The organism is Bradyrhizobium dasycarpum, from assembly GCF_042019905.1.
In the GTDB taxonomy this organism is placed as follows: Bacteria; Pseudomonadota; Alphaproteobacteria; order Rhizobiales; family Xanthobacteraceae; genus Bradyrhizobium; species Bradyrhizobium japonicum_B.
The window spans coordinates 4080860-4095786 of the sequence record NZ_CP169574.1; the positions used below are offsets into that span (position 1 = coordinate 4080860).

The 14927-nt window shown below is 65.0% G+C and carries 14 protein-coding genes and 1 pseudogene; 12 read left to right on the forward strand and 3 right to left on the reverse strand.

The window, feature by feature from the left end; all coding sequences use genetic code 11:
• Positions 1-117: 117 nt before the first annotated feature.
• On the forward strand, positions 118-1662 hold the full coding sequence (locus ACETMP_RS19700; RefSeq protein WP_375157484.1) for a winged helix-turn-helix domain-containing protein: 1545 nt from the start codon (positions 118-120) through the stop codon (positions 1660-1662).
• A 136-nt stretch (positions 1663-1798) separates the two neighbouring features.
• Here ACETMP_RS19700 and irr read toward each other — a convergent pair whose 3' ends face one another.
• The gene (gene irr, locus ACETMP_RS19705; protein WP_375157485.1) at positions 1799-2284 is read right to left on the reverse strand and encodes a Fur family transcriptional regulator Irr; all 486 of its coding nucleotides are present in this window, start codon (positions 2282-2284) and stop codon (positions 1799-1801) included.
• 175 nt (positions 2285-2459) lie between these two features.
• Here irr and ACETMP_RS19710 point away from each other — a divergent pair, with 175 nt between their 5' ends.
• The 7 genes and pseudogenes from ACETMP_RS19710 to ACETMP_RS19740 all read left to right on the forward strand — a co-directional run bounded on the left by ACETMP_RS19710 (position 2460) and on the right by ACETMP_RS19740 (position 9021).
• Positions 2460-2771, forward strand: coding sequence for a hypothetical protein (locus ACETMP_RS19710; RefSeq protein WP_375157486.1), 312 nt, complete (start codon positions 2460-2462; stop codon positions 2769-2771).
• 282 nt (positions 2772-3053) lie between these two features.
• Positions 3054-4603 (forward strand): annotated as a pseudogene (locus ACETMP_RS19715) (ABC transporter substrate-binding protein).
• Between the two features lie 241 nt (positions 4604-4844).
• Positions 4845-5816 carry an ABC transporter permease gene (locus ACETMP_RS19720; protein ID WP_375157487.1) on the forward strand — a complete coding sequence of 324 codons (972 nt, stop codon included), beginning with the start codon at positions 4845-4847 and terminating at the stop codon, positions 5814-5816.
• Positions 5813-6652 carry an ABC transporter permease gene (locus tag ACETMP_RS19725; protein WP_375157488.1) on the forward strand — a complete coding sequence of 280 codons (840 nt, stop codon included), beginning with the start codon at positions 5813-5815 and terminating at the stop codon, positions 6650-6652. The genes ACETMP_RS19720 and ACETMP_RS19725 overlap by 4 nt, the downstream gene beginning before the upstream one ends.
• Complete coding sequence (locus ACETMP_RS19730; protein WP_375157489.1) at positions 6652-8274, forward strand: ABC transporter ATP-binding protein; 1623 nt, start codon at positions 6652-6654, stop codon at positions 8272-8274. The genes ACETMP_RS19725 and ACETMP_RS19730 overlap by 1 nt, the downstream gene beginning before the upstream one ends.
• A 367-nt stretch (positions 8275-8641) precedes the next feature.
• Complete coding sequence (locus ACETMP_RS19735) at positions 8642-8815, forward strand: hypothetical protein (RefSeq protein ID WP_375157490.1); 174 nt, start codon at positions 8642-8644, stop codon at positions 8813-8815.
• Positions 8812-9021 carry a hypothetical protein gene (locus ACETMP_RS19740; protein WP_375157491.1) on the forward strand — a complete coding sequence of 70 codons (210 nt, stop codon included), beginning with the start codon at positions 8812-8814 and terminating at the stop codon, positions 9019-9021. The genes ACETMP_RS19735 and ACETMP_RS19740 overlap by 4 nt, the downstream gene beginning before the upstream one ends.
• Positions 9022-9056: 35 nt before the next feature.
• On the opposite strand, the gene ACETMP_RS19745 is transcribed toward ACETMP_RS19740, so the two are convergent.
• The gene (locus tag ACETMP_RS19745; protein ID WP_375157492.1) at positions 9057-9338 is read right to left on the reverse strand and encodes a hypothetical protein; all 282 of its coding nucleotides are present in this window, start codon (positions 9336-9338) and stop codon (positions 9057-9059) included.
• Between the two features lie 183 nt (positions 9339-9521).
• On the opposite strand from ACETMP_RS19745, the gene ACETMP_RS19750 reads away from it, so the two are divergent.
• From ACETMP_RS19750 to ACETMP_RS19765, 4 genes are all read left to right on the forward strand, one after another.
• On the forward strand, positions 9522-9842 hold the full coding sequence (locus tag ACETMP_RS19750; RefSeq protein WP_375157493.1) for a hypothetical protein: 321 nt from the start codon (positions 9522-9524) through the stop codon (positions 9840-9842).
• Between the two features lie 225 nt (positions 9843-10067).
• Positions 10068-10793, forward strand: a complete 726-nt coding sequence (locus ACETMP_RS19755) for an outer membrane protein (RefSeq protein WP_375157494.1) — start codon at positions 10068-10070, stop codon at positions 10791-10793.
• Between the two features lie 164 nt (positions 10794-10957).
• Positions 10958-13111: a methyl-accepting chemotaxis protein gene (locus ACETMP_RS19760; RefSeq protein WP_375157495.1), complete on the forward strand. Its 2154-nt coding sequence runs from the start codon at positions 10958-10960 to the stop codon at positions 13109-13111.
• A gap of 217 nt (positions 13112-13328) precedes the next feature.
• Positions 13329-14390, forward strand: coding sequence for an MBL fold metallo-hydrolase (locus tag ACETMP_RS19765; protein WP_375157496.1), 1062 nt, complete (start codon positions 13329-13331; stop codon positions 14388-14390).
• Between the two features lie 61 nt (positions 14391-14451).
• Here the strand turns inward: ACETMP_RS19765 and aroQ are convergent, their stop codons facing one another.
• Entirely contained in the window at positions 14452-14883 is a 432-nt protein-coding gene (gene aroQ, locus ACETMP_RS19770) for a type II 3-dehydroquinate dehydratase (RefSeq protein ID WP_375157497.1), read from the reverse strand.
• Positions 14884-14927: the final 44 nt, after the last annotated feature.

The following is a 14927-nucleotide window of genomic DNA, read 5'->3' on the forward strand; positions in this document are numbered from 1 at the left end:
CCGAGACATCGACACTGTTTGGTCTTGGCACCATGTCGGATCGGACGCCCCAAGACTTTCGCGGGCGGTTGATTTTCGCCTGAGACGACTTTGATTTTTGCTTGAGACGACAAAACCGTGCGATTCTGCTTTGAAAACAACGTGCTCGACGGCACCCTGCGGGAACTCACCCGCGGCGGGGCGCCCGTGCCGTTGCAGCCGCAAGTGTTCGATCTCTTGCTCTATCTCGTCGCGCAACGCGCGCGTGTGGTCAGCAAGGATGACCTGATCAGCCAGATCTGGGCCGATCGGATCATCTCGGATTCCGCGCTGAACAGCCGGATCAACGCCGCGCGCAAGGCGATCAGGGACGATGGCGCGACCCAGCGGCTGATCAAGACCATTCCGCGCAAGGGCTTTCGCTTCGTCGGCGAGGTCCGGGAAGAAGCCGCAGCGATCGTGCCGGCCGAAGCCGCGCCCGCTCTCGCGCGCGTGGCGGATCGCCCGGCGGTCGCGGTGCTTGCCTTCGAGAACATGAGCGGCGATCCCGCACAGGACTATTTCGGCGACGGCATCAGCGAGGACATCCTCACCGCGCTGTCGAAGCAGCGCTGGTTCATGGTGATCGCCCGCAACTCATCCTTCACCTACAAGGGACGTGCCGTCCATATCGGGCAGATCGCGGAGGAACTCGGCGTCCGCTACGTCGTCGAAGGCAGCGTGCGCAAGTCGAACAACCGGGTTCGCATCACCGCGCAACTCAACGACGCCATTTCGGGCGGTCATCTGTGGGCCGAGCGCTATGACCGCGAGCTGGGCGACGTCTTCGCCGTCCAGGACGAGATCACCAACGCAATCGCGGCGGCGATCGAGCCGCAGATTCACGCAGCGGAGAATTTTCGCGCGCACAGCAAGACACCGCCGAGCCTGGACGCATGGGATCTCCTGATGCGGGCGCTGTCGCATTATTGGCGCGTGACCCCGCGCGATCACGAGACCGCACGAACGCTGCTCGAACGCGCGATCGGGATAGATCCGACCTACGGCCGGGCGCTGTCGCTGCTGGCGGCCAACCACATGTTCGGCGTGCATCTCGGCTGGAGCGAGCTCGCCATGGTGGCGCCGGAAGCGGAAGCCGCCGCGCTGGCCGCGGTGCGCTGCGATCATGAGGATGCCTGGGCGCATGTCGCGCTCGGCAGCGTCTGCTTCTCGACACGCAGGCTCGCGGACGCGCTGTCCGAGTTCGAGCAGGCGCTCGCGCTCAACCCGAACTTCTCCCTGGCGCAGGGCTATTACGCGCTGGCGCTGTCCTATGCCGGACGGCCGAAGGATTCGTTCGAGGCCGCACAGCGTGCAATCCGGCTGTCGCCCCGCGATCCCTCGCTGGCGCTCTATCACGGCATCGCTGCCTATGCGCGCTTCACCGAACGCCGATATGACGAGGCCATCGCGCTCGCGCGCGAGGCGATCCGCCATCGCGGCGATCTCACCGGCGCTTACCGCGTGCTCGCGGTCTCGGCCGGCATGACCGGCGACGACATGCTGGCGGAGACGGCGCTGGGCGAGCTCCGCCGCGCCCAGCCGGGCATCTCGCTGCACTGGATCGCGACGCAGCTGCCGTGGGCCAACGACGCCGATCGCGCGCACTATCTGGAAGGGTTCCGCCGGGCGGGGTTGCAGTGAGACTCTTACCCTCTCCTGGAGGGGGGGGTCGGCTCACGTTGGAGCGAAGCGAAATGTGAGACGGGGTGGGGTGACGGTCTCATCGACCCTCCCCCTCCAGGGGAGGGTAAGAACGGAGGGTCAGCGCGCAACCGCTCTATGTTCGCTTGCGGCGCAAATGGACGATGACGTCGAGCCGCGCGATCTCGTGGCCGGGGAGCGCCTCGGGGATCTTGGTGAAGGAGAGGCCGTCGGCAACGTCGACCAGCACGTCCTCGCCTTCGAGGTAGAAGTGCGGATGCACCGAGGTGTCGGTGTCGAAGAACGACTTGATGCCGTCGGCCGCGATCCGGCGCAGCAGGCCGGCCTCGGTGAACTGGTTCAGCGTGTTGTAGACGGTCGCGAGCGACAGATAGGCGTTCGCCGCCATCGCCTCTTCATAGAGGCTCTCGGCGGTGACGTGACGGTGGCCGTTCAGGAACAGCAACTGGCCAAGCGCGAGACGCTGGCGCGTCGGGCGGAGGCCGGCATTGCCGAGCAGCTGCAGGCAGTGCTGCACGCCCGGATCCGGCGGTGGCTCGATGCCGGCGACATCAGGCCCGTCATCGTCAAGCGTCGGGATATGGGTGGCCTGGATGTCCATCGATCGTCTCACGGGCTCAAGGAAGCAGGACAGGCAGTGCCGCCGCCAGTTGCTATTGGATCGCAAAGGCGGCGGCCCGACTTTGATCCAGGTCAAATCCGCAGACGCCTCTGACCTATCGCAAGGCGGCCCGGTCTATTCCCGGCCAGGATCGGCCGGTATCAACGAGGTTTGCATGTCCAGACCGGTTCCAGACAAGGCAGAGGTCGCGCTCGAATATCCCGACAAGTTCTATGTCGGCACTTTCGAGCATTCGTCGCGGTTCGAGGCGCGGCTCGACGGCAGCGGCGTTGCGCTGACGCTGCAGCATCCGGGCGCCGCCGACGAGCGTAAATCGGTCCACCTGCACATCAATTTCGGCCTGCTCGCCAGCATCCTGCGCGAGCTCGCCGGCAGCGTCGCGGGCATCCCCAAGGACGATATCGCGCACCGCGAGCAGCTCGCAGAGGCGCTCGACGAATTGCGACGGGCGCTGAGCGCATCATGACGGCCTGATGCCTTTGGTCGCAGGCGCAAGCTTGTGCACCGCCTCCGCTAACTCTCGCCACGGCTGAAGCCTCCTGATTGCTCCGCGCGCGAAGGCCTGCGGGGAAAACAGGACGCGCTGTACATTTTTTGTGCTGATACTGTCGAGACTTTCATCTTGCGGCGCCGAACGAGACTGTGTGAGCCTCGATATCGGATGGGGACTGGGACGGACTGGTCGTAGCTTTGCGCGCGAGAACGTTGCGAAGCGTTTTCGGCTGGCCTCGCTTGAGAAAGTTACGACATGCCGAAACGAGTGTTGCTTGGTATTCTCCTGGCTTGCGGCTTTGCGGCCCCTGCATTGGCGCAAGAGCCGAAAACGGGGGTGTGATCAATGCCGTGATCCAGCCCGAGCCGCCCGGCCTGATGCTGGCACTGGTGCAGAACGGCCCGACCCAGATGGTGTCGGGCAACATCTTCGAGGGGTTGCTGCGCTACAGCCCCAAGCTCGAACCGCAGCCGGAGCTCGCCGAGAGCTGGAGCGTCAGCGAGGACGCCAAGACCTACACTTTCAAGCTGAGGAAGGGCGTGACCTGGCACGACGGCAAGCCCTTCACCGCCGCGGACGTCTTATTCTCGATCGAGATGCTGAAGCAAACGCATGCGCGTGCCCGCACCAATCTGGCGCAGGTCGACAAGGTCGAGGCACCCGACGCCCATACGGTGGTGTTCACGCTGAAGCAGCCGTTCGGCCCGTTCCTCGGCATCTTCGAGGTCGGCTCGATGCCGATGGTGCCGAAGCATCTCTATGACGGCACTGACTTCAAGACCAATCCCTACAACAACGCGCCCATCGGCACCGGCCCTTTCATGTTCAAGGAGTGGCAGAAGGGATCGTTCATCCGCTTGGTCAAGAACCCGAACTATTACGAGAAGGGCAAGCCCTATCTCGACGAGATCTACTGGCAGATCATTCCCGACGCCGCGGCGCGCTCGGTGGCATATGAGACCGGCAAGGTCGACGTGCTGCCCGGAGGCTCGGTCGAGAATTTCGACGTGCCGCGGCTGTCCAAGCTGAAGGACACCTGCGTCACCGGCGCCGGCTGGGAGTTCTTCTCACCGCTGGCCTGGCTGTGGCTCAACAACCGCCAGGGTCCGCTCGCCGACAAGCGGGTCCGCCAGGCGATCATGTATGCGATCGACCGCGATTTCGCCAAGGACGTGATCTGGAACGGGCTCGGCAAGGTCGCGACCGGCCCTTCCGCTTCGACCATCAAATATTACACCGACGACGTGAAGAAATATCCGTACGATCCGGCCAAGGCCAAGGCGCTGCTGAAGGAAGCCGGCTACAAGGGCGAGAAGATCCGCCTGCTGCCGCTCGCCTATGGCGAGACCTGGCAGCGCTGGGGTGAAGCCGTGAAGCAGAACCTCATGGACGTCGGCATCAATATCGAGACCATCGCCACCGACGTTGCCGGCGGCAACCAGAAGATCGGCGACTGGGACTACGACATCGCCTTCACCTATCTCTATCAGTACGGCGATCCCGCGCTCGGGGTCGGCCGCAACTACATCTCCAGCAACATCGCCAAGGGCCAGGTCTTCAACAACGTCGAGGGCTATTCCAACCCGGAGATCGACAAGCTGTTCGCCGACGGCGCGGTCGCGACGCCGGATTCGAAGCGCAAGGAAATCTACGAGAAGGCGCAGAAGATCCTGGTCGAGGACGTGCCGGTGGCCTGGATGCTCGAGCTGCAATTCCCGACCATCACGCGCTGCAAGGTCAAGAACCTGATCACGACGGGGATCGGGGTCAATGACGGCTTCAAGGACGCATGGCTCGACAAGTAGTTTCAGTGCGCGCCTGTCTCTGCCACGGCTCCCGCCCCATGAGCTCCGATCGAGCCGCAAACTCGCTGCACCTCCCCCGCTTGCGGGGAGGTCGACGCGCTCGCAGAGCGCGGCGGGAGAGGGCTTTCTCCTCTTGGCGTCCTCTCTGCGGAAACACCCTCTCCCCTGCCCTCTCCCGCAAGCGGGAGAGGGAGCGCACCGCGATTTTGGCTGCGTTCAACCTGATCCGATCGCCATCTGAATGCTCTCCTTCATCTCCCAGCGTGTCCTCAAGGGCGTGATCGTCCTGCTCGCGATCGTCGTCCTCAATTTTTTCCTGATCCGGCTCGCGCCCGGCGACCCCGCGATCGTGATGGCGGGCGAGGCCGGCGCCAGCGACCAGGTCTTCGTCAAGCAGCTCCGGGAAAAGTTCGGCCTCGACAAGCCGCTGCCCGAGCAGCTCTTCATCTACGTCAAGGGCGTGGTCAGCCTCGACCTCGGCTTCTCCTTCCGCCAGCAGGCGCCGGTGGCAAAGCTGATCGGCGAGCGGCTGCCCGCGACGCTGCTGCTGACGCTGACCGCGTTTGCTATTTCGCTGATGCTCGGCATCCTCTTCGGCACCTTCGCCGCGCGCTTCGCCGGAACCTTCCTCGACACCGCCATCACGGTCTTTGCGCTGGTCTTCTACGCCATGCCGATCTTCTGGGTGGCGCTGATGGGCATTCTGCTGTTCTCGGTCACCATGGATTGGCTGCCGAGCTTCGGTTACGAGACGGTCGGCGCCAACCTCACCGGCTTTTCCCACGCGGTCGACGTCGCAAAGCACCTGATCATGCCGGCGATGACGCTCGGTCTGTTCTTCATGGCGACCTACACCCGCATGACGCGCGCTTCGATGCTGGAGGTGAAGCGGCTCGATTTCGTCAAGACGGCGCGCGCCAAGGGCCTTTCGGATGCCGTGATCCAGCGCCGCCACGTGCTGCGCAATGCGCTGCTGCCGGTCGTGACGCTCGCCGGCGTGCATTCCGGCACGCTGATCGGCGGCGCCGTCATCACCGAGACCGTGTTCGCCTGGCCCGGCATCGGGCGGCTGATGTACGACGCCCTGCTCCAGCGCGACTACAATCTGCTGCTCGGCGTCTTCGTGATCTGCTCCGCCATGGTGCTGATCTTCAACCTCATCACCGACCTCGTCTATCGCCTGGTCGATCCGCGCATTGAATTCGCCTCATGAGACAGTTCTGGAAATCGATGCTCAGGAGCCCGAGCGGCGTCATCGGGCTCATCATCCTCCTGCTCGCGATCTCGGTCGCATTGTTCGGACCGATGCTGTTTCCGAACTCGCCCTGGCGCATGGTGCAGCGGCCGTTCCTGCCGCCCTTCACGCTCGGCGCCGTGCCGCTCGGCACCGACGCGCTCGGCCGCGACGTCTTTGCCGGCATGATCTTCGGCGCGCGGGTCTCGCTATTGGTCGGTCTCGTCTCGACACTGGTCGCGCTGATCGTCGGCATCCCCATCGGCGCGATGGCCGGCTATTTCGGCGGCAGGGCCGACGACGCCCTGATGCGTTTCACCGAGTTCTTCCAGACCATCCCGAGCTTCGCGCTCGCGATCGTGCTGGTCGCGATCCTGCAGCCTTCGATCTATTCGATCGTAACCTCGATCGCGCTGGTGAGCTGGCCGCCGGTCGCACGTCTCGTGCGCGGCGAGGTGCTGTCGCTGCGCACGCGCGAATATGTCCAGGCGGCAATCGTCACCGGACAAAGCAACAGCTGGATCATCCTGCGCGAGATCCTGCCCAACGCGCTGTCGCCGGTGATCGTGCTGGCCTCGCTGATGGTGGCGACGGCGATCCTGCTGGAATCCTCGCTGTCCTTCCTCGGCCTCGGCGATCCCAATCTGATCTCCTGGGGCTACATGGTCGGCGCCGGCCGCACCGTGATCCGCCAGGCCTGGTGGATCACGGTGTTTCCCGGCATCGCTATCCTGATCTCCGTGCTCGGGCTGAACCTGATCGGCGAAGGCCTCAACGACGCGCTCAATCCGCGCCTGTCGCGGGAGGGACGCTGATGACGATCGCCCCGCCTGCCGTCTCCATCAGGAATCTCAGGATCGCGCTGCCGAAGGACGCCGAGCGGCCCTTCGCGGTCGACGGCGTCTCGCTGGACTTGCACCCCGGCAAGATCGTCTGCGTCGTCGGCGAGTCCGGCTCCGGCAAGTCGATGTGCGCGCATGCACTGATGGGCCTGCTGCCTGATACGGTATCCATCGCCGCCGGCGAGATCCAGTTCGAAGGCCGCGACCTGCTCAAGCTCGATGACGCCAGCTGGCGCGACCTGCGCGGCCGCCGGCTGGCGATGATCTTTCAGGAGCCGATGACCGCGCTCAATCCCTTGATGCGGATCGGCGAGCAGATGGCGGAGATGTTCGAGGCGCACGGCCTGCTGACGCCAAGGGAGCGGCGCGCCAAGGCGCTGTCGCTGGCGCGCGAGGTCGGCCTGCCCGATCCTGAGCGCATCGTGCGCGCCTATCCGCACCAGCTCTCCGGCGGCCAGCGCCAGCGCGCCATGATTGCGATGGCGCTGGCGCTCGAGCCCGCAGTGCTGGTTGCGGACGAGCCGACGACAGCGCTCGACGTCACCACGCAGGCGCAGATTCTCAAGCTGATCCGCAACCTCCAGCGCAGCCGCAACATGGCCGTGATGTTCATCACGCACGATTTCGGCGTGGTCGCCGACATCGCCGACCAGGTCGTGGTGCTCCGCCATGGCAAGGTCGTGGAGGAAGGCCCGGCCTCTGCCGTCTTCAACGAGCCGCAGCACGACTACACCAAGGCGCTGCTCGCCGCCGTCCCCTCGATGGATCCGCCGGCGCGCAAGCCTCTCGACGGTCGGGCCAGGGCGGTCGAGGTGATCGGTCTGGACAAGACCTATGTGACATCAGGCGGCTGGTTTCGCGAGGACCGCCGCGTCGATGCCGCGCGTGCGGTCAATTTCAGCATCCTCAAGGGCGAGACGCTCGGCCTCGTCGGCGAATCCGGCTCCGGGAAATCATCGGTGGCGCGTCTCGTGATGAGGCTGATCGAGGCCGACCGCGGCACGGTGCGGATCGGCGAGACCGATCTCACCTCACTCTCCGGCAAGGCGCTGCGCGCCGAGCGCCATCGCATCCAGATGATCTTCCAGGATCCGTTCGCCTCGCTCAATCCGCGCCGCAAGATCGGCCACATCATCGCCGCCGGCCCGATCGCGGCCGGCATCGATGCGAAGATCGCCTTCGATCGTGCCCGCGACCTGCTCAAGATGGTCGGTCTCGATGCCGGGGCGCTCGAACGCTATCCGCACGAATTCTCCGGCGGCCAGCGCCAGCGTATCGGCATTGCGCGCGCGCTGGCGCTCGAGCCCGAGATCATCGTCGCCGATGAAGCCGTCTCCGCGCTCGACGTCTCCGTGCAGGCGCAGGTCTTGAAGCTGCTCGAAGACCTCAAGGCGCGCCTCGGTCTCTCCATGCTGTTCATCACCCACGATCTGCGCGTCGCCGCCCAAATCTGCGACCGCATCGCGGTGATGCAGCGTGGCGCCATCGTCGAGCTGAAGCCGACCGCGCAGCTGTTCGCCGCGCCGGAGCATGCCTATACACGGGAGCTGTTGGCGGCGGTGCCGGGATGGAAGGAGCGTGCGCCGGCGGCGTGAACCGTGACTGCATCGGATCACCAAACCGCGCGTTAGTTCCAAAAACTTGCGTGCCCTGAACGAGAAACATATTCGAGCTAACGGCATTTGCTTTCCGGAATGATCCTTGCTGATGCAGGCAAGGAGCAAAGCTGACACCGGCATTTGCACGCTGGCCGGAGAGCCTTGCAAGCGAATCCAAGGTGGTGAGCGACTTCTCGAGCAGCGCATGAACGGCGCTGGAGGTGTCGAGATGCCCGGGTGCGCTCACACGTATTTTATTCCGTCGTGATCGGCCGCGCCGCTTCAAAGGCGAAGCCGGCACCACAGATCATGATGGAATGATTTTCGTCATCTGATGACGGATGCCAATTGATACGGAGCCAACATGGGTGAAGTTATTCGATTTGTCTCGAAGTCCGAGCGCGAGCGCATGCGTCTCATCCAGGAGGCACGCGCCATCTACGACAGCATCTTCCCTTCGGCTGATCCGGCCGGCGAAGGTCAGGATAAGGTGCCGCCTGGCCGGGCGTTCGTCGGCGACGGGAGCACCCGATCGTGATCAAGATCATCGCGGTGCTTTGCAGTCTCGCTTCTCCGAACAATTGTCACGAGCAGACCGTCACCACCTCGGATTTTGCCGAGGTCTCGGTGCAGTCCTGCCTGATGGGCGCACCGCAGCTCGCCGACTGGATGAACCAGCATCCGACCGAGCGACTGGCAGCATGGCGCTGCGTGATCGGGCAACAGGCCCGCCGCGGAATCTAGCTATTCGCCTCGCCGGCAAGCTGATCGGCATCGCTCTATCGGGTGGTGTTGCTCCAGGTCGGAACGGAATTGGTCACGCCGACCGACGGCCAATTGTAGGATCCGATCGACGGCGCCGTGACCGTGCCGACCGACGGTCCGGACGAGCCGTAGGAGGCTTTTGGCTGTGCCGCCGGCGATGCACCGCCGTAGTTCGGGGCCACCACGCCAGCGCTGTAATGTCTGCTCGCGCGCTCCTTTTTCGCCTCTGCCCCGACCGGCGCGAGCAGAAGTCCGGCCCCGATGACGGCGGCAATGGCGAATTTGAAACCCATCATGGCTGATCTTTCCGAAGCTGGCGCCCTCGTCGCCATGTGTCCATTCGGCGGACAATGTCCAGGGGCGCCCCGTTCATAACTCCGTGCGCGGGGGTAAGGTGCCGGGAGCGGACGGTCCGCCTTCGGATGGACCCGAATCAGCGTTAGTGCATTGGCCTCACCGAGTTCGCGGATTGAGGCGACATGACCGGCCCTGAACTGAAACAACTCCGCGCCGACCTGTCCGACGCCCTCGGGCGGAAGCTCACCGCGCTCGACATGGCAAAGCTCTGCGGATTGCCGGAAAAAGGCGGCGCCGACACCATCCGGCGTTGGGAGGTGAGCGGCCCGACGCCCTCGGCGACCAAGGTGCTGCACGTGCTCGCCATGGCGAGCGAGCGCTATCCGATCCTGGAGAAGTTCGACATCTTCGATCGCCACGACGTGCGCGAGGAGGACCGACCGGCAAAGCGCGCGGCGTTCCGGCAGCAGATGCGGGACGAGGCGCTCCGGCGGCTAGGTTAACGAAGTGCCCCCGGAGGTTACCGAAACGCTGCGGCGTTAAACCTTCCTTCAGCATTTCTTAAGCCCGCATTAAGCACGAAAATCATTTGCAGCCCAATAGGTTGGGTTGGGTCCCGCTGTGCCATGCATGTGACAGCATTTTCATCAAAAGCGAGCTATCTGCAGAACCAACGCCGGCGCGGACAGCGCGCCTGCCGGGGACATTGAGTGCTGGAGTTCAAGACGATGAAGAAGATTCTGTTTGCGACCGTTGCGCTGCTCGCGATGGGCGCGGCTGCGCCGGCCGTCGGTGCCGATCTCGGCAACCGCAACTATTACAAGTCGCCCGCGCCGGCCTATGCCGCGCCGATCTACAACTGGACCGGTTTCTATATCGGCGGCCATGTCGGCGGCGCGTTCTCCAGCGACAACAATTTCAGCGGCCTCTCCACCGGCAACAACGGCAACGGCCGTTTCCTCGGCGGCGTGCAGGTCGGTGCGGACTGGCAGTTCCACCCGAACGTCGTGGTCGGCGTCGAGGGCCAGTATTCCTGGCTCTCCGGCAGCGTCGGCGCCGTGTTTCCGGGCGGCATCGCCTACACCAACGACCAGCGCGGTCTCGGCTCGATCACCGGCCGCATCGGCTACACCTGGGGTCCCGGCCTCGTCTACGTGAAGGGCGGCTACGCCTATTCGGACAACAACGAGAAGGTGACCGTCGGCGGCGTGCCGGCCGCCTTCGTCATCACGGGCGATCACCGCAACGGCTACACCGTCGGTGCCGGTCTCGAATACATGTTCGCCCCGAACTGGTCGGCCAAGGCCGAGTACCAGTATTACAATTTCGGCGACGCGAGCTTCACCGCGGGCCCGCTCGTGGGCACCGGCAGCTTCACCACCGACGACCACACCATCAAGGCGGGCGTCAACTACCGCTTCAACTGGGCAGGCCCGGCGGTCGCACGCTACTGATCGGTTACCGCAACTTTACCAAGAGGAAGGGCCGGCGCTGTCGCCGGCCCTTCTTTTCGCGCTGCGGAACAGATGCAACCGTTTGCGGGTATTGCGATTTTTTAACCCGGCCGTGCCGATACTGCCGGCCACAAAGAGAAGCAAGAACGCTGGGGGAATTTTCGATGGCGATCCGTCTGGGCCTTGGCCCTTTGCTTGGTCGATTCAAGCCTCGATTCAAGATGCCGACATGGGGCGTGCGCGGCAGCCTGTTCGCGGCATTCGCGGTGATCGCGGGCATGGGCCTCGTGATCGCGGCCGGCGCCGGCCTGGCGCTGCAGAATCTCGGCGGACGCATGACCGAACTGAGCGGACGGGACATTCCGCGCCTGACCGCCAGCCTGCAATTGTCGGCGCTGAGCGCAAGCCTTGCGGCGCAGGGACCGGCCCTGCTCGCGGCGCAAAGCGAGGAGGCCCTCAACGAGCGCACCAAGAAGCTCAAGGAATTGCAGGAGCAGACGCAGCAGAAGCTCACCGAGATCATCCAGCTCGGCGGCGACAAGTCCGTCGTCGCCGGACTGAGCGAGACGATGAAGAGCATCAACGAGGCGGCGCAGAGCCTCGCCAAGGCCGCCCGCGAGCGGCTGGATATCGCCGCCCTTCATGACAAGCAATATGACGCGCTGCGCACCGCGCAGGGCGCCTTCGTCGGCGCGGCCAGCCCGGCGATGCTCGACGCGCAGACCCGGGTCAACGCCATTCTCGGCTCGGCCGACCTGTCCGCCGCAGATGCTTCCGACGCCGCGCAGACCGTCGGCCAGCTCGGCAACGTCGTCGCCAGCGGCAATCTCGCCGCCGCCAACATGAGCGCGGCGCTGTCGGCCAACAGCAGCGACAAGCTCGACGATATCCAGAAGGAATTCAAGACGGCGCAGGGCCGCCTGCGATCCAACCTCGACCTGCTGCCGGACAACCAGGGCAACAAGATGCTGCGCGAGACGGCCGAGAAGCTGCTCGCGCTCGGCACCGGCAAGACCGGCGTGTTCAATCTGCGTGAGAAGGAGCTCGACTCCATCGACTACGGCCAGACCATCCTGGACGAGACCCGCAAGCTCAATGTCGGCCTCGGCATCAGCGTGCAGCAGCTCGTCGACGGCGTGCAGAAGGAGACCAACGCCTCGACCTCCCAGGCGCAGCAGGAGACCTCGCTCGCGACGTCCGTGATGCTGGCGCTCGGCGCCTCGATGCTGGTCGGCTCGGCGCTGTTCGTCTGGCTCTATGTCGGCCGCAACATCCTGCGCCGCATCCGCGAGCTTCAGCGCGCCATGCAGCTGCTCTCGGCCGGCGATCTCGACACCGAGATCGCGCGCGCCAAGCACAAGGACGAGATCGGCGCGATGAACGACACGTTGACCGTGTTCCGCGACAGCATGATCGAAGCCCGGGCGCTCGCCGCCGAGCAGGACAAGGACCGCATCGCCAAGGCCGAGCGGGCCGCGCGCATGGAGGCGAAGATCGCCGAATTCGAGAACACGGTGCGCACCGCGCTCGACAATTTGGCGCAATCGGCCAATTCGATGCAGTCGACCGCGCAAAGCATGTCGACCACCGCCGACCAGTCCAACGCCCTGGTCAACGCGGTCGCCTCCGCCGCCGAGGAGACCTCCGTCAACGTGCAGACCGTCTCGTCGGGCACCGAGCAGCTGTCGTCCTCGATCGAGGAAATCAGCAAGCAGGTCGTGACCTCGGCCGCGATCGCCAAGAAGGCCGTCGACGAAGCCGGCGCGACCGACGCCACGGTGCAGAGCCTCGCCGACAGCGCGAGCCGCATCAGCGTCGTGGTCGATCTGATCCAGACCATCGCCTCGCAGACCAATCTGCTGGCGCTCAACGCCACCATCGAGGCGGCGCGTGCCGGCGAGGCCGGCCGCGGCTTCGCCGTGGTCGCCTCCGAGGTGAAGAGCCTCGCGAGCCAGACCGCCAAGGCGACGGAGGAGATCCGCACCCAGATCGCCAGCATGCAGGACATCACGACCTCGGCGGTCGGCGCCATCCAGGGCATCGGCCGGATCATCGGCGAGATCGACAACGTGACCACGACGATCGCGGCCGCGGTCGAAGAGCAGGGCGCGGCGACGCGCGAGATCGCCCGCAACATCCAGCATGCGGCCGGCGGCACCAGCGAGGTCTCCAGCAACATCGTCGGCGTCTCCACCGCCTCCGCCGAAGCCGGCGCGGCAGCGAATGAGGTGCTGGACGCCTCCGACGCGCTCCGCCGCGAAGCCGACATGCTGCGCGGAGAGATCGACGCGTTCCTCAACAACATGCGGGCGGCCTGATCGTCATTCCGGGGCGCCTCGTAGAGGCGAACCCGGAATCTCGCGCAACAATCTCCAGATTCCGGGTTCGCGCTCCGCGCGCCCCGGAATGACGACTTTTTCTTTGCCGCCACGACCGGGACACGGAAAAACGCCGCCCGGTATGACGGCCATGCGGGGCCCGCCAGCCAGCCTTTTTCGGCTGGCGCCCCGCCCGCGCTGGGTTTAAGCGGATAGGATGAGCTCAAAAACCGACACCGCGCCGTCCTCGGCCGAGGCGCTGCGCTATCCCTGGGACCAGCATCCCGGCCACGACGAGATCGTCGAAGTCAGGCCCGGCGTGTTGTGGGCCCGGCTGAAGCTGCCGTTCCGCCTCAACCACGTGAACATCTACCTGCTCGCCGACGGCGACGGCTATGCGATGGTGGATACCGGATTCGGCAACGAGGAGACGATCAAGGCCTGGACCAAGCTGTTCGACGGGCCGCTCAAGGGCGTCACCGTCACGCGCCTGATCGTCACCCACTCCCATCCCGACCACGTCGGCCTCGCCGGCTGGGTGGTCGAGCGGTTCAACTGCCCGCTGGTGATGTCGCAGGTCGAGTATCTGCAATCGGTCTATCACCAAAATCGCGGCACCGCGGAGCGGCAGGAAGCGCAGCGGCTGTTCTTCCGCCGCCACGGCATGGACGAGTCGCTGACCGAGAAGCTGCTGGGCCGCGGCCAGGATTATCTCAAGCGCGTCTCGGTGCTGCCGCCCTCCTACCGCCGCATCTCCCATGGCGACGACGTCGTGATCGGCACGCGCCGCTTCAAGGTGATCACCGGCGGCGGCCATGCGCTCGACCAGGTCATGCTGTATTGCGCCGACGACAAGCTGTTCCTCTCCGCCGATCAGGTGCTGAGCAGGATATCACCCAATGTCAGCGTCTGGGCGGTCGAGCCCGACCAGAACTCGCTCGGCGAATATCTGGCCTCGCTCGCCAGCCTCACCACGACGCTGCCCTATGACGTGCTGGTGCTGCCCGGCCACGGCGTGCCGTTCTATGGACTGAAGACCCGCATCAAGCAGCTCGCCGACCATCACGAGGAGCGCTGCCGGCTGATCGCGGAAGCCTGCCGCGAGGTGCCGCAGACCTCGCGCGCCCTGGTGCCCGTGGTGTTCAACAAGCATGTGCTCGACGAGCACCAGATGGGATTTGCCGCCGGCGAGCTGGTCGCCCACGTCAATTACATGATCGTCGAGGGCCGGCTGACCGCGGAGACGAAGGACGGCGTGCTGCAGTTTCGGACGACGTGAGACATTGCTTCACCTCGCCCCGCAAGCGGGGCGAGGGAGCACACCGTCACGGCAGCAAAACTCACGTCATGTTCGCGATCGCGTGCAGCGCCGCGATGTAGCCGAACGGGCCCAGGCCACAGATCACGCCGGTCGCCACGAACGAGATCTTGGAGTGGCGGTGATACTCATCGCGGGCGTGGATGTTGGAGATATGGACTTCCAGCACCGGGCCCTCGAACGTCTTGATCGCGTCCATGATGGCAACCGAGGTGAAGGAGAAGCCGGCCGGATTGATGACGATGGCGTCGGCATCCTGCCGCGCCGACTGGATCAGGTCGACGAGCACGCCTTCATGGTTGGACTGGTGGAAGGCCAGCTCGAGGCCGAGCTTGGCGGCGGCAGCCTCGCAGCTCGCGTTGATCTCCGCGAGCGTCGTCGTGCCATAGATATGCGGCTCGCGGATGCCGAGCATATTGAGGTTGGGGCCGTTGAGGATCATGACACGTTTCATCGGGCGTCCTTTCGCATGAGCTTGGCGGGCACCGATCCGCGCCC

Excerpts from the sequence above, each read along its gene's own strand:
- irr (WP_375157485.1), bottom strand. The coding sequence starts at position 2,284 with ATGGACATCCAGGCCACCCATATCCCGACGCTTGACGATGACGGGCCT.
- ACETMP_RS19710 (WP_375157486.1), top strand. The coding sequence starts at position 2,460 with ATGTCCAGACCGGTTCCAGACAAGGCAGAGGTCGCGCTCGAATATCCC.
- ACETMP_RS19720 (WP_375157487.1), top strand. The coding sequence starts at position 4,845 with ATGCTCTCCTTCATCTCCCAGCGTGTCCTCAAGGGCGTGATCGTCCTG.
- ACETMP_RS19725 (WP_375157488.1), top strand. The coding sequence starts at position 5,813 with ATGAGACAGTTCTGGAAATCGATGCTCAGGAGCCCGAGCGGCGTCATC.
- ACETMP_RS19730 (WP_375157489.1), top strand. The coding sequence starts at position 6,652 with ATGACGATCGCCCCGCCTGCCGTCTCCATCAGGAATCTCAGGATCGCG.
- ACETMP_RS19735 (WP_375157490.1), top strand. The coding sequence starts at position 8,642 with ATGGGTGAAGTTATTCGATTTGTCTCGAAGTCCGAGCGCGAGCGCATG.
- ACETMP_RS19745 (WP_375157492.1), bottom strand. The coding sequence starts at position 9,338 with ATGATGGGTTTCAAATTCGCCATTGCCGCCGTCATCGGGGCCGGACTT.
- ACETMP_RS19750 (WP_375157493.1), top strand. The coding sequence starts at position 9,522 with ATGACCGGCCCTGAACTGAAACAACTCCGCGCCGACCTGTCCGACGCC.
- ACETMP_RS19755 (WP_375157494.1), top strand. The coding sequence starts at position 10,068 with ATGAAGAAGATTCTGTTTGCGACCGTTGCGCTGCTCGCGATGGGCGCG.
- ACETMP_RS19760 (WP_375157495.1), top strand. The coding sequence starts at position 10,958 with ATGGCGATCCGTCTGGGCCTTGGCCCTTTGCTTGGTCGATTCAAGCCT.
- ACETMP_RS19765 (WP_375157496.1), top strand. The coding sequence starts at position 13,329 with ATGAGCTCAAAAACCGACACCGCGCCGTCCTCGGCCGAGGCGCTGCGC.
- aroQ (WP_375157497.1), bottom strand. The coding sequence starts at position 14,883 with ATGAAACGTGTCATGATCCTCAACGGCCCCAACCTCAATATGCTCGGC.